Raw genomic sequence first — 26,805 nt, 5'->3', positions numbered from 1 at the left:
AATCCGTAAAACTTAGAATGATGAAGGAAGTCCCCCAAAGGGGACTCTTTTTATTTTTACCTATTCAGCACCATTAGATCTACTTCGATCTAGTAAGATACAAGGGATGGTTCTTTTCCGGGCTTTCGTGATTTAGTATTTTATAAGTTGATCGACCTGCATATAATGGAATCTCAAGCTTTGAGAAGTCAGGGAGTCCATTCTCTAAAAAACATTGATCATCTCTATACCGTTGTACAATTTCTCCTGCGATCCACTCATGGTCACCCAAGCTTGTAATGCATAACGTTCGGCATTCATATGCAAAGTAGGCCTCCGTGAGAACAGGTATATCGACTTGAAGTCCTTCCTCGTACTCCATATTGAATTCCTTGAATTTATCCATATCTCTTCCGCTGTACGTCCCAACGGCTTGAATTATTGCTGAACAGTGTGCAGGCAAAAAGTGTACACCGAATACTCCACTTTGCTCAATTAATGTATAGGTATAGGTCTCTTTACGAAGAGATATGCCATATATTCCTGGGGAGGAGCCGATATACGTGTGCCATCCTGAAGCCATAATATTTTGTCGCCCCTCATGACGCGCAGTTACTATCGCCACCATTCCGGGATATGAATACCAGGATTCGTCTTGGATCGGTTGTCGCATGAAAATCACTCCTCTTAAAATATTTTCAAATTGGATAGGATCATCAATCGGATAAAACATTAACCTTGTTATTTGGTATCGATATGGAAGATGCCTATCTCATTATAATGTTCTAGCTTGTAATCAATGACACCGAGGCTACAGTTCAACGTCTCCATTTGCTTCAAAATATTTTGCCGATGTTGCTGCAGCATTTCTTTCCTCTGTTCACTAGTGATGGAACCTTCCAGACAGAGCATCATGAATGCTTTTATATCCTCAAGTGGCATACCACTGTCTCTCAGACAGCGTACTAACTCCAGCCAGCTTATATCCATCTCCGAATATTTACGGGTACCGTATTCTGTCTTTTTCAACAAAGGCATCAGGCCTGTTCGATCATAGAACCGCAGCGTGGAAGCAGGTAACTGGGTGCGTTCTGCAACTTGTTTAATCGTAAATTCCAATCAAATCTTCCTTTCAAAAAAAGGGTTGGAGGTCTTGACTTAAACCTAAGTTTAACTACTATCCTAAGATAGTACAAGAGAGCGCTTCCACAAATAAGCTCTATTTCCAACCATGCTCATAAGGAGTGATTCAGTTGAAATACAGAAGGCTGGGTAGAAGTGGATTGAAGGTTAGTGAGATTGGATTGGGAAGCTGGCTGACCTATGGATCGGCCACTTCAGAAGAGGCGGCACGTGCATGTATGCACAAAGCATACGACCTCGGCGTTAACTTTTTTGATACTTCGAATTCGTATCCAGGTGCTGAAGAGGTCATGGGAAACACGTTGAAGCTGTATTCACGCAGTAGTTACGTCCTGGCTACGAAGTTGTTTTTTCCGCAAGGATCGGGACCGAATGAACGTGGATTGTCCCGCAAACATATCGTAGAGCAGTGCGAAGCAAGCTTAAAGCGTTTGGGTACTGATTATATCGACTTATATCAGTGTCATCGTTTTGATTCCGAAACTCCTGTGGACGAAACGCTTCGAGCATTAGATGATTTGCAAGCACAAGGTAAAATTTTGTATGCAGGTGTCAGTGAATGGACCTCCGCACAGATTGCGGAAGCATCGGGAATCGGCAAACGCCTGAATTTACGCCCTTTAATCTCCAATCAGCCAATCTACAATATGTTTGAGCGCTACATTGAGAGAGAAGGAGTAATTAAGCAATGCGAGCAGGAAGGACTGGGTCTCATCGTGTTTTCTCCGCTTGCACAGGGTGTGCTCACAGGTAAATACAAACCGGGGCAGCAAATTCCTGAAGGCACGCGAGCCGCGAATGATCAAACGAATGGTGTAATCAACAGTTATTTACGTGAGGACGTGCTCCAATGTACTGTAAAGCTGTCGGAAATTGCAAATGAACTCGAAGCAACCTTATCCCAATTTGCATTAGCTTGGATTCTGCGTGAACCCGCAGTAAGCTCTGCCATCATTGGCTCCAGTAGGCCGGCGCAGATTGAAGAGAATCTCAAAGCGGTTGAGCTTAAGCTTACACCTGATATTATTTCGGAAACGGAAAAAATCCTATCTTCCATCCGCCATTTTGCGCCACTGCGATAATAAGGGAAAATAAATGGGGAGATATAGACTAACAAGTGAAGAAGCGCTCGTGTGACTTATATATACTGCAAGGCACAAAAAAGGCCGTTAAACTATAACGGCCTCATTTGCTCTATAGGAAGGAAAGGCGATCTAACGACTCACTGCAAAATTTCTAAACTTAAGTTGATCTGACTAATCCGCATTATCAATCTCCAGGCTTACAGTGACTCCGTTTTTCTCCAAATCTTTAACGACCTGCATCGCATTTTCATTTAGCGGGTTATTGCCCAGGTATACCTCGGTTAAATGAGGAATCGTTCTAAGCACAGCAATATCTTGAATGAGATTGTCTTGTAGATAAAGATGTTCTAAAGTTGGATGGTTTTTCAATGGTGTAAGATCCTTAATGCGATTATTGTCCATACTAAGCCATTCAAGATTCATCTTCTGGAGTGGTCTTAAGTCTGATACTTGATTACCGCTGGCAAGCAAACTCGTAAGATTGCGTAAATTTTTCAGAGGTCCTAAGTCTCTTATTTGGTTATCATTAATCAATAAGCTTTCCAAATTGCGTAATCCTGAAATTGGAGATATATCTGTAATTTGATTCCCATCTAGAGCCAATAGGTTTATTTTTGTCAGCTTGGAGAGGGGGGTTATATTTTTGATGTTATTGCCGGGTAGAACTAGTTCCGCTATGTTAACTGCAAACTCAAGTCCTTGCAAACTGGAGACTTTCCTTTTTGCATCCAATGAATACAAGGTTTTCAATTTACTTATATCGGCTGCTTTCAGTTCTTTTTTACCTGATAACTTTAATTCTGTTCGAATGATTTGTGTTAAAACGGGATCTTTAACGACTGAAGCTGCCAAAATTGTAGATGTCGGTAATATTAAAAGCATCAAACAAAATACGATTAAACGTTTTACGAATGGATTAGGCATAGTGCACTCCTTAAAATTAGTATGTAAATTCATTCTTTGATCTCTTGATCTCAACTATGCATAACTCTTGGCGCTCTCCTTATATGATTTAATAATAAAGAATATACCATGATCTGGAGCGTAATACATTGTCCCATTTTACAGATGCTGAAAGGGTTCTAGAGCGAAACAGTGGAGAACAGATGATTTATCAAATCTATTACTGGTATGTTGATAATCTTTCGTTGTAGGGTTTGTTTTTCTATGCTAGAATTTCTTGTGGCTTAAAATAATAATTACAGAGGTTTATAATGAATCGTGGGAAATCCCTAGCAACCCTATTGTCTGTAGCGTTACTTGCAGTATTGCTTACTGCGTGCTCAGTCAATGTTGATGAAGTAAGAAGTTCAGCAGATGAGGCTTTTAAAACAAAGAATTACCAGGTTTTTAATGAGCAATACGACAAACTTAGTAAAGCCAATAATGACGAGGCTACACTTTATCTTAACAAGATGAAGGAAAATCCGATTTTTTCTCCTGATACCTATGAATCTAGCACAGAACTGTCTGATGGTGTTACAGAGTTAACAATGATCGTAGAGAAAGTGCCTAGCCTGAGTGAATACGCTAAAAAGAAGACCAGTGAGTTAAACAACAAGTTATCTAAGATAAACATTATCTCAAGCACGATAAGATACATAAATGATACTCAAGTAGAAGAACTTGAAAATATTACATCAGATGCAAACACTTTTGTGATGTTAATGAAAGAGTATGAAGATGTAAAGAAAACCACCTCGGCTCTTGAGAATCTAAGTTCTGGTTTGAATTCTCACATTATAGAAGTTGAATCTATAGTAGAAAAAGACAACAATACGAATGGACTTCTAGACGCGATGAGAAATCTAAAAACGAACTTAGATTCTAAGACAAATTTTCTTAAAACTAACAGTGCGTTGATTATATCTTCAAACTCTCTGATAAGCGAAGGTAATTTTTTTAGTATGATAAATGTAACCGATTTGTCTGAAGAGGTAGAGTCCCTGGATAGTCAAATCACAACTTCTCTAAATGATCTTAAACAGCGCGCTGAAAGCGCTGGGCCTCCATATTGAATATGATCAAAAATACCTCTCTTATTTTGGAGAGGTATTTTTTTATGAAGTTGTGTTGCAAGAAGGAATGGTTCCACAAGAAGTTACCGAGTAGCTAAAGGGATAAATCGAGATTACGTAACGGTTGCTTCTGGGAATGAATAAACAAGACGCTATGTTCATTTGCGGATTTTTTGTCATTTTGTCCGCCATATGTGTACAAAAAATGAAAAAGATGTTACATTGAAATCAGTATAATCCCCTTTATAACAAGGTTTTCTGGAGAATAATATGTCTCCTGTACGAGGACATTCGTATATCGAGGAGGGAATGGAATGTCAAGTCAAGCATTGAACGAATTTTTAAGTTCGAACATCGAAGATCTGAAGGCCAAAGGTTTATATAACGTCATTGATACGTTGCAGGGTGCAAATGGTCCTGTTATTCGTATCGACGGAAATTCCCTAATCAATTTGTCTTCGAATAACTATTTGGGACTCGCAACAGATTACCGACTGATTGATGCTTCAGTTAAGGCAGTTCAGACATATGGGGCAGGCGCAGGGGCTGTAAGAACCATTAACGGTACGATGGATCTTCATATGGAGCTTGAAGAGAAACTGGCCCGTTTTAAAAAAACGGAAGCTGTTATCGTGTATCAATCCGGATTTAACTGCAATATGGCTGCTATATCCGCCGTGATGGATCAGCATGATGCGATTTTATCAGATGAACTTAACCACGCTTCGATTATTGATGGTTGCCGCCTATCGAGAGCCAAGGTGATTCGCTTCAAGCATTCGGATATGAATGATTTAAGGCGGCAGGCGAAACAAGCCAAGGAGTCCGGTCAGTACCGTAAAATTATGGTCATCACTGACGGGGTTTTCTCCATGGATGGTGATATAGCAAAGCTGCCGGAAATTGTGAAAATAGCAGAAGAATTCGACTTAATCACTTATGTAGATGATGCCCACGGTTCGGGCGTTCTTGGAGCAGGTGCGGGAACTGTGAAACATTTTGGATTGTCCGACCGCATTGACTTTCAAATTGGTACACTTTCCAAGGCGATCGGCGTTGTCGGGGGTTATGTGGCAGGCAGAAAACAACTGATCGAATGGTTGAAGCTGAGAAGTCGTCCGTTTCTGTTCTCAACATCGCTACCCCCGGCTACAATCGCTGCTTGTAGCGCTTCTGTCGACATTCTGATGAATGACAATGAGCTGATCCAGAAGCTATGGGAGAACAGCAATGATTTGAAAAATGGCTTGAGCCGGCTTGGATATGATGTGGGACAAAGCGAAACTCCGATCACTCCTTGTATCATTGGTGAAGAAGTAACCGCACAACAGTTCAGCAAACGACTCTATGAAGAAGGCGTGTACGCTAAGGCCATCGTGTTTCCGACAGTTCCAAAAGGAACTGGAAGAATACGTAACATGCCGACGGCTGCTCACACCAGGGAAATGCTTGATCAGGTGATCGATGTATATGAGAAAGTTGGGAAGGAAATGAAGTTGATTTAGCTGCATTCACGGGAGTATATCTTTCGGGAGGAATGTCTTATGAAGAAGATATTGGTGACCGGAGCAATGGGACAAATCGGTTCTGAGTTAGTGGTTAAACTACGTGAAATTTATGGAGCGGATCACGTCGTTGCTACGGATCTCAGGTCATCATCCCACGAAATTACCCGAACCGGGCCTTTCGAGTTGCTGGACGTGACGAATGCCGGGGCGATGTTTGAAATAGCCAAGCAATACGAAGTGGATACCATCATTCATTTGGCTGCGATGCTGTCAGCTACCGCAGAGGAGAAACCCTTGCTTGCTTGGAATTTGAATATGGGCGGATTGATGAATGCACTTGAAATATCCAGGGAGCTCGGTTGCCAATTTTTCACTCCAAGCTCGATTGGATCTTTTGGACCTTCGACTCCGAGAGACAACACCCCGCAGGATACGATCCAGAGGCCCAATACGATGTATGGCGTAAACAAGGTCTCCGGCGAACTGCTTTGTGATTATTATTTTCACAAATACGGCCTGGATACTAGGGGGCTGCGATTCCCTGGTTTGATCTCTTATATGACCCCTCCCGGCGGAGGAACGACGGATTACGCGGTGGAAATTTACTACGCAGCCGTGACTGCTGGCCGGTATACATCTTATATCGCTAAAGACTCAAACATGGACATGATGTATATGCCGGATGCCCTGAACGCTATCATTGATTTAATGGAAGCGGATTCATACCGGTTGATACATCGAAATTCATTTAATGTCACCGCAATGAGCGTGGATCCGGAGGCGATCGCTGCAGCGATTCGGGAAGAGATTCCCGGCTTTATCCTCGATTATGACGTTGATCCGAAGAGGCAGGCCATTGCCGATAGCTGGCCACATTCCATTGATGCAACGGCAGCAAAAACAGAGTGGGGATTTCGTACCCGCTACGACTTGAAGGCCATGACGGCAGATATGCTATCCCAGCTAAGCAAGAGACAAATGCTCCGCAAAGCTTAAACTTATATTGAACTCGCTGTGCAAGCGATTAGAAATACAAAGAACTGTATCAAGAGGTAACAGGGCTCTAGCGCGGCAGTGATGAGAAAAAAGTCGCTTCTTTGGTATTATCCCCTTTCAGTAGTCGAGATCAGAAGCCATCTGTTCAGATGGACCTAATCTTGATAAACGAAGGGGATTTTTTCATGGATAAAAAAGGTTAAACTTTCCGGTAATATTCTTTAGATTCAAATTAAAGTCATACTGACCCATCTAAAGAAAATTAATGCATTTTTTCTAGATATAATCATTAAATAGAAACAAACATTATCATTGAATAAATTCAATAATATGGTAAAATAACTAGATTGATATGTAACTTTTTATACTTATTTACATCTCGATAGACACAGTTTACATATGAACAACTAACACCTTCCAGATGAAACCTTATCAATAACACCTCCTCAGATTTGGCTCATATACTCCACAATTTTTATAGAACATACACTATGGATAATGAATCTTTTAAATTCTGAAAAACGACATACACTTTACATCCATCCTTATCCAAGAACATTTTCTAAACCGCAATATTGAATGAAGGAAGTTTAGCCGGTGACAAAGTTGCATATGAAGAATGATTCTGTGACCAGAACGTTTTATTTTCGAAACACCAATCAATTTACTATTAATTTATTTAAATTAATTAATAAAAATATAAATCATTAAAAATCGTTTTTTGACAATGTTTTTTCTTGGGTTACAAAAAAGGATGCTTAACATCATCTTCTTGTAAAATTTTTCTTGTTTAAAATGATTTTATAGGATAATATTGAAAAAAATGTTATATTATCAGTTTGTTTAAGTTCCGTTTTGAATATATGTCGAGCATGATTCTGTATTTAGTTTCAAATTTATCTAAACTAAAAAAGATGACGAAACATTGCTAAACAAACAAGCATGTCATGTGTGGAGCAGTTGAGTCATGAACCAAGTCGCGAGAAATTCGTAGCATTTTTGATCAACCGTTTTACACATTTCAAAGGTCGTTAGGGAGTGTGTTGTCCGCTATGAGCATCCATACATCCAATTTAACATGGAGTAACGGAAAGGTAAGTCATGAGGACCGTTGCGATCTATTGAAACAGAAGGGACTCATCGTATGGTTAACAGGGATTTCGGGTGCTGGTAAATCATCTATTGCTGTTGAAGTAGAACATTTGTTGCTTGGGATGGGGTTTCTTGTTTACAGGCTGGATGGGGATAACATCCGACATGGATTATGTTCAGACCTTGGATTTTCCACGGAAGACAGAAATGAAAATATTCGTAGGATAGCCGAGATTGCCTGTCTGTTTAAGGACGCAGGCCTAATCACTCTTGTTTCGTTTATATCTCCCTGCGCAAGCATGAGAAAATACGCCAGAAGCAAAGTGGACAGTGCAAGCTTTCTTGAAGTTTATGTTAAAGCAGACTTGGAAACATGCATGCAAAGAGATCCTAAAGGGTTATACCAAAAAGCCAAAAATGGACAACTCAACAACTTTACCGGAATAACTTCAACCTATGAGGAACCAGCAGAACCAGAATTAACACTAGATACAACATTGTTAAATCTAGAAGATTCAAGTCAAATGTTAGTCCATCAAATTCTAAAGTTAATCACCCCGGATAAACAAGAAGATGAAAACTAATTGATGATAAGGCTGGTGAATCGGCGTGGAAATCAAAATGGAACATGTTTTTGCGGGGCAGGCCAAGGTTCTTGAGGAATATTCCTTATATCAACTTTTTATCAATTCTGTCAATACTAATCCTGATAAAATTGCGCTTTATTGGGGTCAGCAAGAGATGACATATCGGGAATTGAACCAGTTGGTTGACCGTATGGCCACCAGAATGCGTCACTTGTTCACACGTCAGAACATGAATATCGTCTATTGTGTAGAACGTTCCATTCTTCAAATTGCAGGCATTATAGCGTTAATCAAGGAAGGACATGTATGTGTACCGGTCAGTCCCGCTTATCCTACCGAGCGAATTATGGTTATTTGCTCTCAAGTCGAATGTACTACTATTCTACATGATGAGACATTTAATCTGGATGAATGTCCTGATTCTTATTCCTTCTTAGATATACGAACTCTGGCAGACTCCTCATTGAATGATAGCGAAACCTTTGCCGAGGGAAACTGCCATTCAGATCAGACTTTTGTATTCTTTACTTCAGGCTCGACCGGACGACCAAAGGGCGTTTGGTTAGGGCAAGAGGCTATTATTAATTGTTTAATGTGGAGAAAGGAATTTTGTGATCTCCGCGAAGACGATGTATTTATGTACAAAGCCCCGATTACCTTCGACATTTCCATTTGGGAAATATTTTTACCACTAACTAATGGTGTCAGTCTGGTTATTGCTAATCCGATTGGGCACTACGTCATCCCTTACCTCATCAAAACTATCGAGAAACGAAAAATTAGTGTTATTCAATTTGTCGGTTCTGTTTTAAGAAAATTCATCAGTGAAGTCCAACCCTCGGAATGTCTATCGCTGCGAGCTATTTTTTGTGGGGGAGAGAGTTGGAACTTTGAATTAGGGAAAAGGGTGTGTGAATTGTTCCCGCACATTCAATTGCTTAATGTTTACGGTCAAACAGAAACTTCATTGGGTTCTTCCGGATGGAAATTCAATCCGTATTATGAACCCAAATGTCTCACAATTGGTCAGCCCATCTTTAACACACAGTATTTGATTATTTCCGAAGATGAAAAGTCAGTCACCGGAATGGAAGAAGGCGGAGAATTGTATGTCGGCGGTTTAATTGTCTCAGACGGATATGTAGGTAATCCACTTCAAACCGAAAAAAGCTTCAAGTGGATTGAAGTCGAGGGTAAGAAGTTAGGGCGGTTTTACAAAACCGGAGATTATGTGAAACGTTTGGAAGACGGAAATTTTGTTTTTATGGGCAGGAAGGACAACCAGGTCAAAATTTACGGTGTAAGAGTCGAGCTAGAGGAGATCGAAAACCTGGTCAATGATGTAGCAGGTGTAAAAGCTTCTGTAGCGGTGAAAGCAGGAGAGAATGAAGACACATATGTAGTATTGTTTGTGCACACAGATCATGATGTAAAAACGTTATCTCTTGATCAATTATGCAAGAAACACTTGCCGGCAGCCATGCTGCCACGCAAAATTATTGCGATTGATGATATTCCCATTACAGCCAATGGAAAATTAGACCGAAAGTATTTGGAATCATTAGTAATTTCGAGGGAGAGTATTTAAATGAATCCATTAAATTTGTACTCCACACAGCCATTTGCAGATTTCACTATGGAGGAATTCGAGAAACGGTATTTAAGGACAAGACAACTGATGGCCGATGAACATATCGATCTACTTCTAATCACTGAAAGATTGAATTATCAGTACTATTCGGGACATCGTTCCATGCAGAGCCCGATTGATAAAATTCGTCCTTATGTTTTTCTGTTACCGCTAGAGGGAGATCCAATCATGATTGCGCCAAAGTTTGAGTTTGGACAGATTGAACAAACAAGCTATTTGAAATCTTCGAATATCCACGCTAGCACTGCTTTATTCGGCCATGCAGACTACATCATCCAGATTATTAATAACATGGGTTTGCAAAATGCTGTGATTGGTGCGGAATTAGGCAGAGAACAATATCTGGGTCTGTCTTATCAAATCTATCAAGAGATCACTCGGGGACTACCAAATGCTAAGTTTGTAGATGCAAGCCACCTTTTGTTAAGAGTTCGGGCAATTAAATCATCTGCAGAGATCACTTACCTTCGTAAAGCTTGCGAAATCACTTCACAAGCCCACGACGACACGCTCGAACATATTCAAGTCGGCATGACAGAAGAGGAAATTGCAAGGCTGATCAAAATTCGTCTGTTTGAACTCGGGGCAGATTTCCTGACTTTTATATATGTTGTATCGGGTACTGACAAACATGCTAAAGGCATTAATCCGCTACCCACCTTCAGAAAAACGAGCAAAGGCGAAACGGTGAGTATCGATGTAGGCATCTCTTACCGGGGGTATTGCTCAGATATTGCGAGAACAGCAGCAATTGGTTATGCCTCGTCCGAACTGAAAGAGTTTTATCGCTGGACGACCAGACTAAAACGACATTGCGAGTCTCTTCTTAAGCCAGGGGTTAGACCGGCTCATATTGTAAATGAATGCATAGACATGATGCAAGAAAAGGGCATTATGAAAACTGATGTAGGCAGAATCGGGCATGGGATTGGTATGGATTCTACTGAATATCCCTCTATCGCTACTTTTGAAGATATTGAATTGGAAAAAGGAATGACTATAGCGATCAACCCTAATTTCAATAATGAGTTTGGTTTTATAAATGCAGAAGATAATTGGGTGATTACAGATGATTCTGCAGAATCTTTATCGCAGGAGGCAAAAGATGAAATCCCAATCGTTGGCTAATTTTGTGGAATGCCAGACCATCCCGGAACAGTTCTCTTTCATATGCGATAACTATCCCGACTCCATTGCTATAAAAACGATGGACAATAGCATAACTTACGGACAGTTGGAAGATAGGGCAGGACGGGTAGCGCATAGTGTATTGAAACATGCTACTTCAGCATCCAATCATGTAATCATTTCACTTGATAAGGATGAAGATATGTTAGCGGCGATGTTCGGCACCCTAATGGCTGGAAAAGCTTATGTCCCATTTGATTCAGGGTATGGGGAGACATGGAGCAACACCATAATCAACGATGTGTGCCCCTCCTTGATTATAACGGATCGATCGAACTACATAATTAAATTACTGGCAGATAAACACCAAATTTCAGTATTTTATATGGATGATCTTTTAGCTGATCTCCCTCTGGAACGTGAATATTATGCCGCCACTCCAGAGTCCGTCGCTTCTATCCTGTATACTTCCGGATCAACAGGGGAACCCAAGGGTGTCATGCAGAATCATCAAAATATTTTATTTCACGTCCGTCTATTAACCGACTTGTTTAAAATCGGTCCAGAGGACAAGCATACCTTGTTACCTTCTTATATTCATGACGCCTCTACAACCGATATCTTTTGCACCCTACTCAACGGAGCAACATTATACCCCTTTAAACTTAAACGAAACGGTTTTCTGGAACTCTCGTCATATTTACAAAGCTCGGGCATCACGTTATATCATTCAACGCCAACTGTATTTAGAGAGTTGGTCAATTGTCCTGCGAATGAAACCTCTTTTTTATCGCTCCGCCTTATAATTGTAGGCGGAGAGCCAGTGAGAAAGGAAGATGTCATTTCATTTCGTAAGCTTTTCCCCAAAAATTGTTTATTTGTAAATGGCTATGGTGCAACTGAAACATCAGGATTCGTGGCGCTGAACATACTCGACAGAAGTGCTCAACTCGATGAAGGAGGTGTCATCCCGATCGGCACAGCCCCTCCCGGCATTCATCTGATTCTTGTTGATGAACACAAAGTTCCTGTAAGCCAAGAAGGAGAGATTGCGGTTGAATGTAATCATATAGCACTGGGCTACCTTAACAAAGCCGAGTCTACAAAAAAAGTATATGGCAGAGGTTTCACAAGTCCGGAATCAAGAGTGTATTTTACAGGAGATTACGGATATATGACAGCCTCAGGCAAAATTCAACTTATTGGAAGAAAAGATCGACAGATGAAGATAAGAGGTAACCGAATTGATATGGCCGAGATTGAATCGGCACTAGCCGAAATGGCCGCCGTAAAACAGGTTGCAGTGTGTGCAGAGCAATATGCTGACCAGAGCGAACTATTAGCTTATTTGGTTCTGAATAAATCAGAAATGGAAACGGGAATGGAATACGAAATCCGATCATACCTTGCAAAACGGCTTCCTGATTATATGGCTCCGTCAAAGCTAGTTTTTTTATCCGAGCTACCAATGACTCGCACGAATAAAGTAGATTATATCGCTTTGGCATCCCAACGTGAGGTCTTGAACGTTTTAAGTGAACAGGCCACTGTCTCATCCACTGATACACTAGAAATAGTATGGAATATTTGGAAGAAAATCCTCCGTAATTCGGCAATAGCGCTGGATGATCATCTCGTTGATAGGGGGGCCTCTTCTCTCCATGTCATGAAAGCTCAGTCGGCGGTGCACGAATTATTGCAGCGAAAAATTCCTCTTATTCATTTTTTTGAATATCCAACGATCCAATCATTCGTTGATTTTATGGAGCATGGAGAACAGAATACAACGTTCAACAGTATTGAAGCACGTATGAGAAGGAGGGATTAATGATATGAATAACTCCAAAATTGCAATTATTGGTATGGCTTGTCGCGCTCCAGGAGCAGAGAATGTTGAACAATTCTGGTCCAATCTTGTTCAAGGTGTGGAATCGATAAAGAGAGATGCATCCCGAGTTTCCGTAGAAGATGAGAAGCGGTATGTTCATGCCTCGACCGTATTTCCAGGCACTGAATTTTTTGATAACGATTTCTTTGGGTATACGCCTAAAGAAGCGGAATACATGGATCCTCAGCAACGCATTTTTCTGGAAACGGCCTGGAGCGCACTCGAACATGCCGGTTATCGCCCAAGCTCACATGAGGAAACTATTGGAATATTTGCGGGCTGCTCGATCAATAAATATTTTATTTATAATTTGTATTCCAGATTAATGAGCAATGGTGAATTGGGAGGCGTATCTGGAGACGAAGTGCCCCTTGGCACGACTCCCGACTATCTGACCTCCAGAGTGGCTTATAAATTGGGTCTCAAAGGTCCAGCGGTATCAGTACAAGCCACTTGTGCATCATCCCTGGTTTCAATTTGCATGGCAGGACAAAGCCTAGCTGATTATCGCTGTGACATTGCACTAGCGGGCGGAATTTCAGTTAAATTGACTGACCAAACAGGATATTGGGCACAAAAAGACGGCCTGTTCTCGCCATCCGGGAAATGTCGACCGTACGATTCCAGTGCAGACGGCTCTGTCTTTTCGAGTGGTGCTGGAATAGTTGTGCTTAAACGTCTGGAAGATGCTTTGCAGGACAATGACCAGATATATGCTGTCATCCGAGGCTGGGCTACGAACAATGATGGCTCCGATCGACTTGGTTTTACGACTCCCGGATTAAACGGACAAGCTGCTGTAGTCGTTGAAGCTCAACTTGCAGCGAATGTAAAGCCTGAGGAATTAACTTATATCGAAGGACATGGAAGTGCCACTCCCATCGGTGACCAAATCGAAGTAGCGTCTTTAAAAAAAGCGTTCCAACGCTCTAAGGTATCTAGGACAGGCTTTTGCGCGCTGGGCTCAGTTAAAGGGAATATTGGTCATACCGATGCCGCTTCTGGGGTGCTGGGTTTAATTAAAACTGCACTTTCTCTGAAGCATAAGGTATTTCCTCCAAGCCTTAATTTTGAGAGAGCTCATCCTGATATGAACATGGAAAAATCTCCTTTTTTTGTTAATTCACAATCGTACGATGTTACCGGTAAATCTATAGTGCTGGCTGGAGTCAGTTCATTTGGTCTTGGAGGCACCAACGCTCATTTGATTGTTGAAAATCCACCACTTCAGATGCCGGCACCTCCCAAATCCTTCGTCTTGCTTCCGTTCAGCGCACGTACAAGCAACGCGTTGGCAGAGCTGGAGACGGGCTTGATTCAGCAGATGAATCAGACCGACCCTTTGGATGATGTGGCCTATACATTAGCTGTCGGCAGGGAGGAATTTCCTGAACGAAAAGCGCTAATTGTTCAAAATTCGGTAATGGAAGGACAAAGAAAATATTCTGTCATGCCGTCAAGTTTCCATCAGAATTTTATGAACCAGTCCAAAGGGAAAGATCATCCCCCAAAAATTACATTTATGTTTACAGGGTTAGGTGATTTATATAGTAATGTGGGCGCTGAATTATATCGAGAGGAGCCCGTATTTCGCAGCGTTGTAGACGAATGTGCAAAGAAGTTGAAACCTGTTCTTCATATTGATCTTCGAGATCATCTTTATCCAGTTCAGACGAAAGAACCCGTGGACCAAGTAAAGCAAGAGTACGGTTTAATAGATTTCAGAAGAATGGTCGGTCGCTCGCCTCAGAATGAGAACAATGAACTCTTGACCGATACTCTGATTGCCCAACCATCTTGTTTCGTGTTTGAATATGCCCTCGCCAAGTTGCTCATGTCATGGGGGATTGCTCCGGATCAATTAATTGGACACAGCTTGGGGGAATACGTCGCCGCATGTATAGGAAATGTGCTATCCATTGATGATGCACTGATGTTAGTAGCCAAACGAGCGCAGTTGATTAGCACAACACCAAAGGGAGAGATGCTTGCTGTTCCAATACCAGAAGAGCGAGTGCAGCCTTATCTGAGTGATCATGTATCATTATCTGCCGTGAATACAGACAATTTATGTCTTCTTTCCGGCAAGCAAGCGGATATTCAGGCTGTGAAAGACGAGATGTACAACAGAGAGGAAATAGTTGGAAAGCTCCTACCGACCACTCATGCTTTTCATTCAGTGTGCCTTCTGCCAATTCAGCAAGAATTAGAAAATTTTGTTCAGGGCTTATCACTGCACAAACCCGTGGTTCCTTTTGTATCTAATGTGACTGGAAAATGGATCTCGGAGGAAATCTGTAGTCCTCGATATTGGGGGCAGCATCTGACCCAACCCGTTCGTTTCGCAGATGGAATTAAACTTCTTCTAGCAGAAAGGGAACCGCAGATTCTAATCGAGATCGGCCCCGGCAATACGCTTACATCATTCTGCAATACAATCATAAATACATCTAACAACAGTAATATATCATGTACCCAAACGATTCCAGCCTATTATGATACAAAGTCCTCACTACAAAGTGTACTCGAGTTGGTTGGCACACTTTGGTCCATGGGTGTTGTAATTGACTGGCCTGCCATGCATAGCAATTCGGGAAGGAGGCGAACAGCAGCTCCAACGTATCCCTTTGCAAAGAAAAGATTTTGGATGGAACGAATCCAATCCAAGGACATACTCGAATTAAAGTCATCATCATTCAAACTTAGTGAGCCAATGTCGGCATCGGAAATCCAGGCTAAAGAAGAAAAAATCTCTCTCATAAATTCATCTTCAGGAACACCTAGACCTGATATCGGAATCCCTTTCGAGCCGCCGACAAGTTCGTTAGAACAAAAACTCTCAACAATATGGGCAGAACTGTTTGGTTATGAAGCGATCGGCATTCATGATGATTTCTTTATTCTTGGTGGACATTCATTACTAGCGTTACAGCTTTCTAACAAAATCTATCAGTTATTACAGATTGAACTTCATTTGGTGACCTTGCTTGAGCATCCGACTATCGCTCAATTGAGTGCTGTGATCAGGGATCAACCTGGATACAAGGAAGCTGCCTTTACGGCTGAAAAGATCAATATCACCCATTCAACCGAAGATATAAATGCTCCAGTTAGCACTAATCACTCAGGAATATCTGAATTGTTGAAATTAACCATTCAGACTTCTCTAAAGCGTGAAGTGGTATGGGAAGAGATTCTATCTGAAGAGGATTTGTTAAAACTCATTCCTGAATTGATGCTTGCTCTAAAAAGAAAATATGATCTTCCCTTTTATCCGAATGAACTTACGGGTGAGTATTCTCCGTCTTCGCTAAGTAATTACCTGTTAAAAGAACTAGACGATTATAACAGTACGGTTCAAATGTTGAAAAAGAAATCTGCGCAATGGGTTCCACAAATTGATCTTTCAGAGAGGCGTCAAGTCGTATTTGTGTTATCCAGTGTGCGCTCAGGCTCTACCTTATTGAGGGTCATGCTGGCTGGCCACGGCCAATTATTCAGCCCGCCAGAACTGCATCTTCTGGGTCATACGGATATGAGAGAACGAGCCGCAGCGCAGTTATCGTCTGATCGGGATCAGGGCCTTCTCGTCACCCTGAAAGAATTACAAGGTTGCACAACCGAAGAAGCAGAACAACTAGTTAGCTTAATGACAAAAGAAAATTGGCCTACAATGAAGGTTCTGAGTTATTTAATGGATATGTCCGATCCCAAATTACTCGTAGACAAGTCCCCCGGATATTCCAATCAAATAAGGACACTCGAACGAATACATCATCAATTTACCAACGCCAAATTTATTTATCTGGTTCGTCATCCTTATTCGGTGATCGAATCCGTGGTTCGGAATCGTTTTGTCCGTCTGATGGGAGGAGGGCAGACAGACCCTTACGATTACGGTGAATTTTTGTGGACAAGATCCAATAGTAACATTATGGATTTTCTGGAACACAAGGATAAACAATCCTATTGTACAATCCGTTACGAAGATCTGATGAGAGAACCTCGCACATATCTTGAGCAGATGTGCGGTGTAATAGATATTCCATTTACTGAGGAGCTTCTTCGTCCTTACCAGGGCAGGAAAATGCGTGACGGGCTGGGGGATCCTAATTTTACAAGTCACCATGAGATTGATTACAAAATGGGAGATGTGTGGCGTGACATCACCTTACCAAGACCGCTTGGACGTTCTACAAGAAAGCTTGCGAAAGAGTTGGGGTACATGTTGCCATGAGTGATAATTGGACCCAATTGTTGCGTCCTAGCTTGTTGAACTTGAAGCCATTTTCTTCTGCTGCGATGGCTCGTCTGAGTTTGCAGACGAACAGTAGACCATGGATTTTTCTGGAGAGTAATGAGAATCCAAATGTTTACGGAGAAGAGGCTTACAATCGTTATCCGGAACCACAGCCTAGAGAAGTTGTTGCACGTCTGGGGGAACTATACTCTGTACCTGTTGATCAGATTCTGTTAACCAGAGGAAGTGCAGAAGGATTGGATTTAATCATCCGCTTGGTCTGTGAACCCTATAAGGACGAAATTCTTACCCTATGGCCCGATTTTGAACTGATTGAACAATTGGCGTGTATCCAGGGTTGCTCACTGAAGAAGGTGATTCTTAAAAAGGAGAATGGATTCCGCCTTTCAATGGATGAAGTTAACAATATGGCTGAAAAAAACATCAAGTTGGTTTATTTAAGCTCTCCTAATAATCCGACAGGGCAACAGTTGCATAAGGATATGATCGTTTCCATTTGTGAGAAGTACCGAAATAAGGCTGTTGTCGTTATAGATGAGGCTTATGTGGAATATGCAGAGCAAGAATCGATCTCATCTCTGTTGCAGGATTTCGAGCATTTATTGATTTTAAGGACATTGTCCAAAGCTTATGGCCTGGCTGGAATTCGATGTGGCGCTGTGTTGTCTTCACCCGAGATCATAACCTATTTACAGGCTATGTTACACCCGGCTCCTATTCCGCAACCAACCGCGGATATCGTAGTCAAAGTTTTATCCAAAGACAAAATAGCGACTATCCATCAGGCTATAAACGATATGATTGAGCAGCGTAACGAACTGGGTAATCGTCTCATAAATTTTAATTTTGTACGTCGTGTATTTAAAAGTGAAGGCAACTTTATCTTGCTTGAAGTAGAACAAGTTGAGCAACTGATGGCATTTTGCTATGCGGAGAAGATTTTAATCCGAGATAAGAGCACACAGCATGCACTGGAAGACTGTGTAAGAATTACGATCGGCAGCGAGAGTGAGAATGCCCGGCTGTTACAGGTATTTAAACAATTCCAATTGTCTATACCATCCTGAGGTGAGAGGTTGTTAACGATGTTAAATACATTTGATCATATTCGTGACACATTGCAGTCCATGGGATTTCCAGGATCTGATTACGAGACATTTGTACCTTCCAGAAAAAGATTTGATGATGGAGCTAATTATCGGTTGGAGATCCCTACAATGAATTCGGCCAAAGCGCTTGAAGCTTTACTTGATGAAAGCACAAAACTTGGGTTAACCATTAACAGGGTAACCGAAACGATTGGCATTTGCAGGCACAACAAGATGGAGATCAAGCATTATGTTGAATTGTGCCAGCAATATGGATGTCAGCTACTCATGTCGCCCGGTCCAAGAGCCGTCTATGATACTGGAGGTAGCGCTAAATCACCTCAAGGCAATTTCGTTGCATACCGCTTGAGAGGGCAAGACCAATTAGTATATGCAATATCAGACATTTTAAGGGCAATCGATCTGGGAGTATCGGGCTTTGTAATATATGATGAGGGGCTGCTTCAGATTTTAGGCGAATGGAAGCGTGAAGGAAAGATCCCAAGTCATATCTTATTAAAAGTATCTGCTCATTGCGGACATGGAAATCCGGCTTCCATTAGACTTTTGGAGCAACTGGGTGCAAACAGTATTAACCCTATCAGAGACTTGAGCCTTTCCTCATTACAGGCTATTCGGCAGTGTATTTCCGTACCAATGGATTGTCATGTGGACTCACCCGTTTCATCCGGGGGCTTCATTCGGTTCTATGACGCACCAAGGCTAGTTGAAGCGCTCTCCCCAGTATATATCAAGACAGGTAACTCTCTGCTTCCTTCACATGGTTCGGTACTTACCTGTGAACAAGCCAGAGCCATTGCTCATCAATCTTATGCTGTGTCAGAGATCATTCAGGAGCATGCTCCCTCAGCGGTGCAGTCCGATTTGTTCAGTACTAATTATTGCATATAGGAGGACTTATTTTATGTGCCGTATTTTTGGATATTTGGGGGACGAACGCATTGGGGTCGAGCGCATGGCTACAAGCAGCTCGATGCAATATAACGGAGGACCGGATGAGCAATCCGTTGTAATTAAGGATGGATGGGGTTTGGGCATCAATAGGTTATCCATCCAGGATATCGCAACTGGAGGCCAACCCTATGCGCTTGATAATTTAATCTATGCTGTTTTTAATGGCGAGATTTATAACCACCTGGAATTGAAAGAAAAGTTATTCTCCAAAGGCTACACTATAAATAACAACAGCGATGGTGGACTGATACCTTCCTTGTACGCAGAGTATGGCGAGAAGTGCTTCGATATGCTGGACGGGATGTTTGCAATTGCTGTCATTGATCTACGGAACTCGCCAAGGCTAGTGTTAGCCTGTGATCATTTGGGTATCAAGTCGCTTTACTATAAGATCGAGAACAGTCAGGTTCTTTTTTCATCTGAATTACAAGGGCTGTGGTCTTTATCCAACGAGCAACCTGAAATTCGGTTCGAGAAATTTGACATGTATTGTGCAATGCAAAGTATCCTCGGCAAAGAAACAATATATAAAAATGTCTATTCGTTAGAACCAGGTATCGTAAAAAGCTGGTCACTGAATGGTTATTCAACGGAGTGTCATTTTTTCGGCCCTCACTCTACACTTCAACCTGCAAAAGATTTCGAAGAATCTGCAGAAATGCTCCGTACAATGCTCACTGACGAGGTGGCATCTATGCTCACAGCAGATGTTCCGGTCTGCCTGGTCACTTCAGGCGGGCTGGACTCAAGCCTGATCAGCGTTCTTGCAGCGGAACAACGGAGTAATCTTAAAGCATTCAATATTGCCTACAAAGGAACTTGGCCTGATGATGAGCGGAAATACGCCATTGAGTTAGCAGAACAACATCATATTGATCTCGAAGTTATTGAAGCTGACCCGGATACATTCATCGACATCCTTCCCAAGATGCTATGGCATTTGGGTCAACCCAATGCTGCGCCTCATTCTCTGAGCACATATTTACTCTTTGAGACCATTCATCAGAGAGGATTCAAGGTAGCAGTGACCGGTGAAGGCGCCGATGAGCAATTTGGTGGATATGCCCGGTTTGCCGAAGCAATATCCAATCAGAATCCATTTTGGTGGGAATCTTATTTAGATAAAATGTCCGCGATTCCATGGACGCTAAGAGAGGAATTCTACCATGGGGACTATCATCATTTTCTAATGAAGCAACCTTCGGGATATGAGCGAGTGCGAAACAAAGTGAGTTCATTTTCTTCGGACAACAGGTTGGGTCAATTACTGAACTACGATCTTTTTGAGAGATTTCCATACTATATTCTGCGTCGGGTGGACCATCTAAGCATGGCTCATGCCGTAGAAGTAAGGGTTCCCTTTTGCCAACCTCAAATTACTCATTTTGCCTCACAACTGCCCGACTCATGGAAAATTGTTAATAAACAGGTGAAACGTATCCTGTACCAGGCAAGCGAACAAATATTACCGCGATCTATTCTGAATCGTCCAAAACAACCGTTCACACTACCTATACAGGGCATGTTGTTGCCGGCTTATCGGTTGTTTAGTTACTTTGCCGAGACTCTACTGTCCGGTCATTTAGTCAACTCCGGCATCATCAGGAAAGCCGCTGTTCAGAAGTTAATTGATGGACTAATGTTGCAAGCAAACGCTACTGGAACAAAAGCATTATGGACGCTTGCCATTTATGAATTGTGGCATCAAACGTGTTTGAGCAAACCGTCGATTGGTTTAGCAAAACATCAGTACAGTTAATCAAAAATCTATTAGAGAGAGGAAGGCAACATGAAAACTATGGATATGCAAGAAAAGGACAAATCCGCTTTGATTCAGATGATCATTGAAAGTTTGCCGGAATCCGCTGATCCATCGATGATAACAGAGGAAGCAGATCTGATTGAAATGGGGATTGATTCCATCCGGTTAATCAAATTGATAATGGGAATTGAGAAACACTTCAAGATCGCTATAGACGATGATTTCCTGCTTTTAAATAATTTTCGCACATTTAAAAAGATCAAAAAGGCAATTGATGATGCTCGTAATGATTAGCGCAATACGTTGACCTGGAGGCGATAGTCCAATGGATCAATTATCCAAATGGTTTAGAGTATTCAAACCTGTTGATGCTCCTGTATGCCGATTAATTTGTTTTCCGTATGCAGGAGGAGGTGCATCTGTATTTCGGAATTGGGCTCCTTTTCTTCCTGATTATGTTGAACTGTTAGTGCTGCAATTACCAGGCCGGGAAAACCGGATCAGTGAAACCTGTTGCGTCAACATGATGGAGGCTGTTCACTCTTTTGATCAAGTTTTATCTTCAAAGCTGGATTTGCCTGTTTTTTTCTTCGGCCATAGTATGGGAGCGATGATTGCTTATGAATATGCTCGTTTTATCAGGCTTAATCATCATATAGAACCAGCATGGTTGTTTTTATCAGGACGAAGCGGCCCCGAAGAACCTAGAAGGGGAATTGATTTAAACCGGTTAAATGACAATGAACTTATTAAAGAAGTTACAGACAACCTTGGCGCCTCCAAAATGTTGTTAGAATCTTCGCAATTGGCTGAACTCTTTATTAAGACCATGCGAGCGGATCTTACGATGATGGACACATACCAGTACATACCGGATGAACCGTTATCTTGTCCGATTACAGTCTTGTCAGGTCAGTCGGATATGAGCTTTCATTCGGAGGAACTGCTGAAATGGCGTTATCAAACTTCCGGTAACTTCAGTACGCATTATTATGCAGGTGGGCATCTATATCTTAATACCAATACTGAGGCATTGGTAAATACCCTGTCTTCATGTATACAATTATTTGCGTTCAAAGGTGGGCAATAACAATGTTATCAATCAAAGTCAATCAATTGGCTAAAAGTTATGAATATTACAAAAAAGATTTGGGGCTGGCCAATTCCATCAAAAATCTATTTCACCGGGAAAAGCTGATTAAGAATGCTGTTGATGGCATCTCGTTTGAAATCAACGAGGGTGAAGTTGTGGCCTTCCTTGGACCAAATGGGGCAGGGAAAACGACAACCCTAAAAATGATTTCCGGCATATTATTTCCCACAAGTGGAACTGCAACGGTTATGGGTTATGTTCCATGGGAACGCAAAAAAAACTTCAAGAAGCAGCTCTCCATAGTGTTAGGGCAAAAAAATCAATTAATGTGGGACTTGCCTGCTATCGAATCGATCTACATGAATAAATGTATTTACGATGTGGATACACAGGAATACAACGTGTTTCTTGAAGAGTTGACGGAATTGCTGGATGTGAAACAGCTGTTGAAGGTACAGGTCCGAAGGTTATCGCTTGGAGAACGAATGAAGATGGAATTGATTGCTGCATTGATTCATAAACCAAAAGTTATCTTTCTCGATGAACCTACCATCGGGCTAGATATCGTATCGCAAGTTAAAATAAGGGAATTCATTAGTTATTATAATCAGCAATATAATGCAACCATCATTTTAACAAGCCATTATATGAAGGACGTGGAAAACTTATGCAAGCGCGCAATCATCATTAATCACGGCGAGATTGTTTATGATGATGACTTAAACAAAGTGAACAAACTTTTAGGGGATAAAAAGGTAATAAAAATCCCTCTATCCGACAACATTGACGAGGGGGTTATTCAAGGGATTGGTAATCCCTATAAGCAAGATGGCTCACATATCGTAATGGAGGTAGAAAAAAAGGATTTAAAGCATATATCACAAGAGTTATTTGACCGCTTTCCATCCATTGATATGAATATTGAGGATATCCCCATCGAAGATGGAATTGCACAAATCTATTTGGCAAAGAGGAACGACGGATGAGACATTTCCAAAAATACACTCATTTGATTTCTATCGGGATTCAAGAAGCATTGGAATACAAAGCAGCCTTTTTTATTTTTGTTGTATCCAGCTTTTTTCCGATCATCATCAAGTATTATTTATGGACAGTAATTTATGATAACTCTCCTTCAAGCGTTGTCTTTGGATATACGAGTATAGAAATGATAAATTATACTATTATTTCTTCACTGATATCTAAAATCACGGTAACAGGATTTAAGTGGGATGTGAACGATGATATCAAGAACGGGGGATTAAACAAGTACTTGATTAAGCCAATGCCTTACTCGGTATATCGTCTATGTAATTATATAGGCAATAAAGCTATCCAGTTTATTATTGTCATTATTATTCCTTTTGTTGTGATTATTGCGTTTCAAATCTTCGATTTTCAAATTAAATACGAAAATATTCCATTGTTTCTAATCGCATTGCTAATGGCTCTCATTCTAAATTTCTTTATGTTCTACTCCATTAGCCTATGCGCATTTTGGTTGCATGAAGCTTTAGGTGTGTTTTTGTTAGCGGATGTCATCATCAATTTCTTGAGCGGTGGGTTATTTCCGCTGGATGTATTTGGAGACAGAGTATTATCTATTTTAAAGTTGCTGCCGTTTCAATACACTATTTATTTCCCTTCTAATGTGCTGAGCGGCAAAGTTGAATGGGAAGAGTTCGTTATGGGGATTACATACCAAGTCATTTGGACTGGAGTGTTCATCGTTATTTCCAAGTGGGTATGGAGATCGGGAATAAAAGCATTCAATGCAAACGGAGGGTGACCCATCATGGAAATTATGGAGACAGGTAAAAAATACATACGGGTGTATTCCATGTTTATTAAGAATGCTTTAATTACCCTGATGGAGTACAGAGCTAATTTCTTTATCAGCTTTGCCGTTGAGTGTTTAAACTTTTTTTTCAAAATCATTTATGTACTCATCATTTATAAATCCGGAGTCACAATTGAAGGGATTTCGCAAAATGAATTACAACTTTTCGTAGGTGTGTACATCTTTCTGTCGGGAATCATTTATTCTTTCTTTCTGAATAATTTCAATCGATTATCAGAGTATGTGAAGAACGGTGACTTGGATCTGTTAATAACCAAACCAATCTCACTACAATTTCTGGTTACAATGAGATACATTGATTTTGGAAACTTACTTCCAAATCTGGTCGGAGGTGGTGTTATGTTCTTCACGGCTTACTCCAGACTCGACCTTCATATGAGTTTTAGTCATGCCGTAGCTTTCATCGCATTGCTGATCGGTTCGATGGTAGTGTCCTACGCCATTATGTTGATTCCATCTATTCTATCTTTATGGATTGTTAGAACATGGGGATTTTATGAATCTGTAGTGCAATCCTTGTTAGAATTCAATAATATGCCAATGCAAATTTACCATAAGCACATCGTAAATATTGGTGTTTTTATGATTCCTGTGTTGGTTATAACTAATTTCCCTGTGCTGTTTCTATTGAATAAAATGCCCAATTTGTATTTAGTATGGGCAGCCGTCGTTCCGTTCGCCGTTTTTTTTCTTTCTCGTTTATTTTGGAAATTTGCCATCAAGCGTTACGTAAGTGCCAGTAGTTAATACCTGAGGGGCATAATAACAGTACAAATCTAATGTTCGTCAGACTCATGAATAATCTGTTAGGTGAATTTACTGTCGTGTTTCAACGAATTTGTATAACAAATAAAAAAAACATTGGGGGTATGACGATGTCTTCAATCACTTTACCGTTGTATGAGCCGATATTAAATACGTACAATATCTATGGAAGTGTCACTTCCATGCTTTCAAATAACGATAAATATCTTCCTTGGTTATATAACAATTTCATTCAGATTCGATATGTAGAAGACTGGGATTGCTATTTCTTTGATCATCATCATATTTTGTTTGATAATGTTCCATTTATCAATCATCATCTCATTCCTAGAGATATCTTGACCAAAAAGTGGAGTAGCCTAACGGAGTTCATAAAAGAATCTCTTCAATCCAACTATTATGTCTACTTATATGTAGATCGATATTTTATTTCGGTTTCCAAACAATATCAACAATTCACCGATTGGCACGAAATATTTGTGTACGGCTATGACGAGCAAAAGCAAACTTTTCAAGTTGCAGATAATTTATCCAACGGCAAATATATAAAAACGGAATGTCCCATGGAAGAGATTGAGAAAGCATATTTAAGCATTGTTAGTAACGAAGAGTCTTCTCAGAATATCCATCTATTTAGCTTGAATGAAATTCAGGAGTACCCATTGCAAGTTGAGCAGATTGCCAAGTCTATTGAACAATACCTAGACTCATCTATTACACCAAATCTCCATTTTAAAGAAAAAACAATGTATGGATTGAAAGCTGTGGAATATGCGCTCGAAAAAGAAAAAGGAAAATTCGATTTCGGTGAGAGTTTTGAACTGGATCGCCGCGCTTTTCATTTATTTTGGGAGCACAAAAAAATTATGCTACAGCGTTTGCGATATTTAATGGACCTGTCGATTCTTAAGGCGGACGAAGATTTATTGAATCAGTACAACATCATCGTAAACCATTTTGAATCCATGAGGAATTCAGTCTTAAGATTTAATCTCGACAATAATAAAGAACTATTTTATCGGATTGAGAACAAATTATTTAGTAGTATCGAACTTGAAAGAAGGCTTCTCCGACAGGTGATGAACGAACTAAACCAATTTCGTGTGATTTCAGATGAAGAGAGAATACCGAGATGAAGAACTTAACGCCATCAGCGATCTTAAAACAGGATGCGATTATATTTTTTTATGATCACTCCCATATCGGAATGAATGCAGCTCATGACATTGTGAACATTGATTCAACAATTTTCCTAAGACTGGCCGAGTCACAAGCAGTTACCTATGTGTTGCCGCAAAGTGAAAACGCTGGAAGGGCCTTTTTAAGATTGGTGGAACAAGTAGGTGAGAGGAAGGAGTTTTCAAAAGTACAAGATGATAGGCCCATGCTAGCTTCATTAGACTTAGACCCGGGAAATCATCATATGAAATTCTTTTTACAATGTGATATTAAACCGGTTAATGGAATTTACGAGTTGAAATTTTGTTTCCCGGAATGTAATATCGGAGTGGGTTCTGAGCAATATTCGATTTCAATAGTAGTTATCCTACCAAGTTACGCTCAATTAATCAGTTGCGATCCCCCTCCCTGTCAAGAAGAAACAAGACTTGAAAGTTCTCTTAATAACACTACCATAGCATTACGACGCACTGTTCTCAGTATGCAGTTACAAGAAGATCCCATACTGAATATACGCTATCAATACGTGACACCCTGATCGCAGGGAGATAAATTCTACGTTACATGAAAAAAAGTACCGCTGCAATTCTTAATGTAAAAAAGGGGTCGAGTGCTATATTAAAATGTACCCTATAAGATGGACACTTAAAAAAGGTCATCTTGTAGGGTCTTTTTTGTGTACAATGAATAAAAAACGAGCGGTGGTCAAGCAAATGTCAAAAAAACACTTTACATTGCAAGAGCAA

22 protein-coding genes are annotated in these 26,805 nt (G+C 40.8%); 19 read left to right on the top strand and 3 right to left on the bottom strand.

Annotation, left to right across the window (positions count from 1 at the left end; translation table 11 throughout):
* Positions 1 to 79: 79 nt before the first annotated feature.
* Together M3629_RS08915 and M3629_RS08910 are read right to left on the bottom strand one after the other, a co-directional pair.
* Complete coding sequence (locus M3629_RS08915; RefSeq protein ID WP_251504841.1) at positions 80 to 652, bottom strand: flavin reductase family protein; 573 nt, start codon at positions 650 to 652, stop codon at positions 80 to 82.
* 68 nt (positions 653 to 720) lie between these two features.
* Positions 721 to 1,098, bottom strand: coding sequence for a MerR family transcriptional regulator (locus M3629_RS08910; RefSeq protein ID WP_251504840.1), 378 nt, complete (start codon positions 1,096 to 1,098; stop codon positions 721 to 723).
* A 134-nt stretch (positions 1,099 to 1,232) separates the two neighbouring features.
* On the opposite strand from M3629_RS08910, the gene M3629_RS08905 reads away from it, so the two are divergent.
* Positions 1,233 to 2,204 (top strand): aldo/keto reductase family protein, encoded by a 972-nt coding sequence (locus M3629_RS08905; protein ID WP_251504837.1) that lies wholly within the window; start codon positions 1,233 to 1,235, stop codon positions 2,202 to 2,204.
* Positions 2,205 to 2,378: 174 nt separating this feature from the next.
* Here the strand turns inward: M3629_RS08905 and M3629_RS08900 are convergent, their stop codons facing one another.
* Positions 2,379 to 3,131, bottom strand: a complete 753-nt coding sequence (locus M3629_RS08900; protein ID WP_251504834.1) for a leucine-rich repeat domain-containing protein — start codon at positions 3,129 to 3,131, stop codon at positions 2,379 to 2,381.
* Positions 3,132 to 3,421: 290 nt separating this feature from the next.
* Between M3629_RS08900 and M3629_RS08895 the strand changes: the two genes are divergently transcribed.
* From M3629_RS08895 to M3629_RS08810, 18 genes are all read left to right on the top strand, one after another.
* Positions 3,422 to 4,225 (top strand): hypothetical protein, encoded by an 804-nt coding sequence (locus M3629_RS08895; RefSeq protein WP_251504831.1) that lies wholly within the window; start codon positions 3,422 to 3,424, stop codon positions 4,223 to 4,225.
* A gap of 314 nt (positions 4,226 to 4,539) precedes the next feature.
* The gene (locus tag M3629_RS08890; protein WP_251504828.1) at positions 4,540 to 5,730 is read left to right on the top strand and encodes a glycine C-acetyltransferase; all 1,191 of its coding nucleotides are present in this window, start codon (positions 4,540 to 4,542) and stop codon (positions 5,728 to 5,730) included.
* Between the two features lie 39 nt (positions 5,731 to 5,769).
* Complete coding sequence (locus M3629_RS08885) at positions 5,770 to 6,729, top strand: NAD-dependent epimerase/dehydratase family protein (protein ID WP_251504825.1); 960 nt, start codon at positions 5,770 to 5,772, stop codon at positions 6,727 to 6,729.
* Between the two features lie 1,052 nt (positions 6,730 to 7,781).
* On the top strand, positions 7,782 to 8,405 hold the full coding sequence (gene cysC, locus M3629_RS08880) for an adenylyl-sulfate kinase (RefSeq protein WP_251504822.1): 624 nt from the start codon (positions 7,782 to 7,784) through the stop codon (positions 8,403 to 8,405).
* Between the two features lie 25 nt (positions 8,406 to 8,430).
* A complete protein-coding gene (locus M3629_RS08875) occupies positions 8,431 to 9,996 on the top strand; it encodes an amino acid adenylation domain-containing protein (protein ID WP_251504819.1) in 1,566 nt (521 codons plus the stop codon).
* Entirely contained in the window at positions 9,997 to 11,187 is a 1,191-nt protein-coding gene (locus tag M3629_RS08870; protein WP_251504816.1) for a M24 family metallopeptidase, read from the top strand. It abuts the gene before it with no gap.
* The gene (locus tag M3629_RS08865) at positions 11,165 to 13,015 is read left to right on the top strand and encodes a non-ribosomal peptide synthetase (protein WP_251504814.1); all 1,851 of its coding nucleotides are present in this window, start codon (positions 11,165 to 11,167) and stop codon (positions 13,013 to 13,015) included. Before M3629_RS08870 ends, M3629_RS08865 begins: the two co-directional genes overlap by 23 nt.
* A gap of 4 nt (positions 13,016 to 13,019) precedes the next feature.
* Positions 13,020 to 17,312, top strand: a complete 4,293-nt coding sequence (locus M3629_RS08860) for a type I polyketide synthase (RefSeq protein WP_251504766.1) — start codon at positions 13,020 to 13,022, stop codon at positions 17,310 to 17,312.
* On the top strand, positions 17,309 to 18,403 hold the full coding sequence (gene hisC / locus M3629_RS08855; RefSeq protein WP_251504748.1) for a histidinol-phosphate transaminase: 1,095 nt from the start codon (positions 17,309 to 17,311) through the stop codon (positions 18,401 to 18,403). The genes M3629_RS08860 and hisC overlap by 4 nt, the downstream gene beginning before the upstream one ends.
* 18 nt (positions 18,404 to 18,421) lie before the next feature.
* A complete protein-coding gene (locus M3629_RS08850; protein ID WP_251504746.1) occupies positions 18,422 to 19,336 on the top strand; it encodes a U32 family peptidase in 915 nt (304 codons plus the stop codon).
* A gap of 13 nt (positions 19,337 to 19,349) precedes the next feature.
* The gene (gene asnB / locus M3629_RS08845; RefSeq protein ID WP_251504744.1) at positions 19,350 to 21,158 is read left to right on the top strand and encodes an asparagine synthase (glutamine-hydrolyzing); all 1,809 of its coding nucleotides are present in this window, start codon (positions 19,350 to 19,352) and stop codon (positions 21,156 to 21,158) included.
* A gap of 30 nt (positions 21,159 to 21,188) precedes the next feature.
* Positions 21,189 to 21,455, top strand: a complete 267-nt coding sequence (locus M3629_RS08840) for an acyl carrier protein (RefSeq protein WP_251504741.1) — start codon at positions 21,189 to 21,191, stop codon at positions 21,453 to 21,455.
* Between the two features lie 31 nt (positions 21,456 to 21,486).
* Positions 21,487 to 22,251, top strand: a complete 765-nt coding sequence (locus tag M3629_RS08835) for a thioesterase II family protein (protein ID WP_251504738.1) — start codon at positions 21,487 to 21,489, stop codon at positions 22,249 to 22,251.
* 2 nt (positions 22,252 to 22,253) lie between these two features.
* Positions 22,254 to 23,240 (top strand): ABC transporter ATP-binding protein, encoded by a 987-nt coding sequence (locus M3629_RS08830; protein ID WP_251504735.1) that lies wholly within the window; start codon positions 22,254 to 22,256, stop codon positions 23,238 to 23,240.
* On the top strand, positions 23,237 to 24,043 hold the full coding sequence (locus tag M3629_RS08825; RefSeq protein WP_251504732.1) for an ABC transporter permease: 807 nt from the start codon (positions 23,237 to 23,239) through the stop codon (positions 24,041 to 24,043). The genes M3629_RS08830 and M3629_RS08825 overlap by 4 nt, the downstream gene beginning before the upstream one ends.
* Positions 24,044 to 24,049: 6 nt before the next feature.
* A complete protein-coding gene (locus M3629_RS08820) occupies positions 24,050 to 24,862 on the top strand; it encodes an ABC transporter permease (RefSeq protein ID WP_251504729.1) in 813 nt (270 codons plus the stop codon).
* A 128-nt stretch (positions 24,863 to 24,990) separates the two neighbouring features.
* Positions 24,991 to 26,016 (top strand): BtrH N-terminal domain-containing protein, encoded by a 1,026-nt coding sequence (locus M3629_RS08815; RefSeq protein ID WP_251504726.1) that lies wholly within the window; start codon positions 24,991 to 24,993, stop codon positions 26,014 to 26,016.
* Positions 26,013 to 26,597, top strand: coding sequence for a hypothetical protein (locus M3629_RS08810; protein ID WP_251504723.1), 585 nt, complete (start codon positions 26,013 to 26,015; stop codon positions 26,595 to 26,597). Before M3629_RS08815 ends, M3629_RS08810 begins: the two co-directional genes overlap by 4 nt.
* Positions 26,598 to 26,805 lie beyond the last annotated feature (208 nt).

It is taken from the genome of Paenibacillus polysaccharolyticus, assembly GCF_023714295.1.
In the GTDB taxonomy this organism is placed as follows: Bacteria; Bacillota; Bacilli; order Paenibacillales; family Paenibacillaceae; genus Paenibacillus; species Paenibacillus polysaccharolyticus_A.
This window is presented reverse-complemented; position numbering and strand designations above follow the sequence as displayed.

Bases quoted from the DNA above. Each gene is read 5' to 3' on its own strand.
- M3629_RS08835 (WP_251504738.1), top strand. From the start codon at position 21,487: ATGGATCAATTATCCAAATGGTTTAGAGTATTCAAACCTGTTGATGCT.
- M3629_RS08830 (WP_251504735.1), top strand. From the start codon at position 22,254: ATGTTATCAATCAAAGTCAATCAATTGGCTAAAAGTTATGAATATTAC.
- M3629_RS08885 (WP_251504825.1), top strand. From the start codon at position 5,770: ATGAAGAAGATATTGGTGACCGGAGCAATGGGACAAATCGGTTCTGAG.
- M3629_RS08890 (WP_251504828.1), top strand. From the start codon at position 4,540: ATGTCAAGTCAAGCATTGAACGAATTTTTAAGTTCGAACATCGAAGAT.
- cysC (WP_251504822.1), top strand. From the start codon at position 7,782: ATGAGCATCCATACATCCAATTTAACATGGAGTAACGGAAAGGTAAGT.
- M3629_RS08820 (WP_251504729.1), top strand. From the start codon at position 24,050: ATGGAAATTATGGAGACAGGTAAAAAATACATACGGGTGTATTCCATG.
- M3629_RS08840 (WP_251504741.1), top strand. From the start codon at position 21,189: ATGAAAACTATGGATATGCAAGAAAAGGACAAATCCGCTTTGATTCAG.
- M3629_RS08815 (WP_251504726.1), top strand. From the start codon at position 24,991: ATGTCTTCAATCACTTTACCGTTGTATGAGCCGATATTAAATACGTAC.
- M3629_RS08810 (WP_251504723.1), top strand. From the start codon at position 26,013: ATGAAGAACTTAACGCCATCAGCGATCTTAAAACAGGATGCGATTATA.
- M3629_RS08865 (WP_251504814.1), top strand. From the start codon at position 11,165: ATGAAATCCCAATCGTTGGCTAATTTTGTGGAATGCCAGACCATCCCG.
- hisC (WP_251504748.1), top strand. From the start codon at position 17,309: ATGAGTGATAATTGGACCCAATTGTTGCGTCCTAGCTTGTTGAACTTG.
- M3629_RS08915 (WP_251504841.1), bottom strand. From the start codon at position 652: ATGCGACAACCGATCCAAGACGAATCCTGGTATTCATATCCCGGAATG.
- M3629_RS08870 (WP_251504816.1), top strand. From the start codon at position 9,997: ATGAATCCATTAAATTTGTACTCCACACAGCCATTTGCAGATTTCACT.
- M3629_RS08860 (WP_251504766.1), top strand. From the start codon at position 13,020: ATGAATAACTCCAAAATTGCAATTATTGGTATGGCTTGTCGCGCTCCA.
- M3629_RS08900 (WP_251504834.1), bottom strand. From the start codon at position 3,131: ATGCCTAATCCATTCGTAAAACGTTTAATCGTATTTTGTTTGATGCTT.
- asnB (WP_251504744.1), top strand. From the start codon at position 19,350: ATGTGCCGTATTTTTGGATATTTGGGGGACGAACGCATTGGGGTCGAG.
- M3629_RS08825 (WP_251504732.1), top strand. From the start codon at position 23,237: ATGAGACATTTCCAAAAATACACTCATTTGATTTCTATCGGGATTCAA.
- M3629_RS08850 (WP_251504746.1), top strand. From the start codon at position 18,422: ATGTTAAATACATTTGATCATATTCGTGACACATTGCAGTCCATGGGA.
- M3629_RS08895 (WP_251504831.1), top strand. From the start codon at position 3,422: ATGAATCGTGGGAAATCCCTAGCAACCCTATTGTCTGTAGCGTTACTT.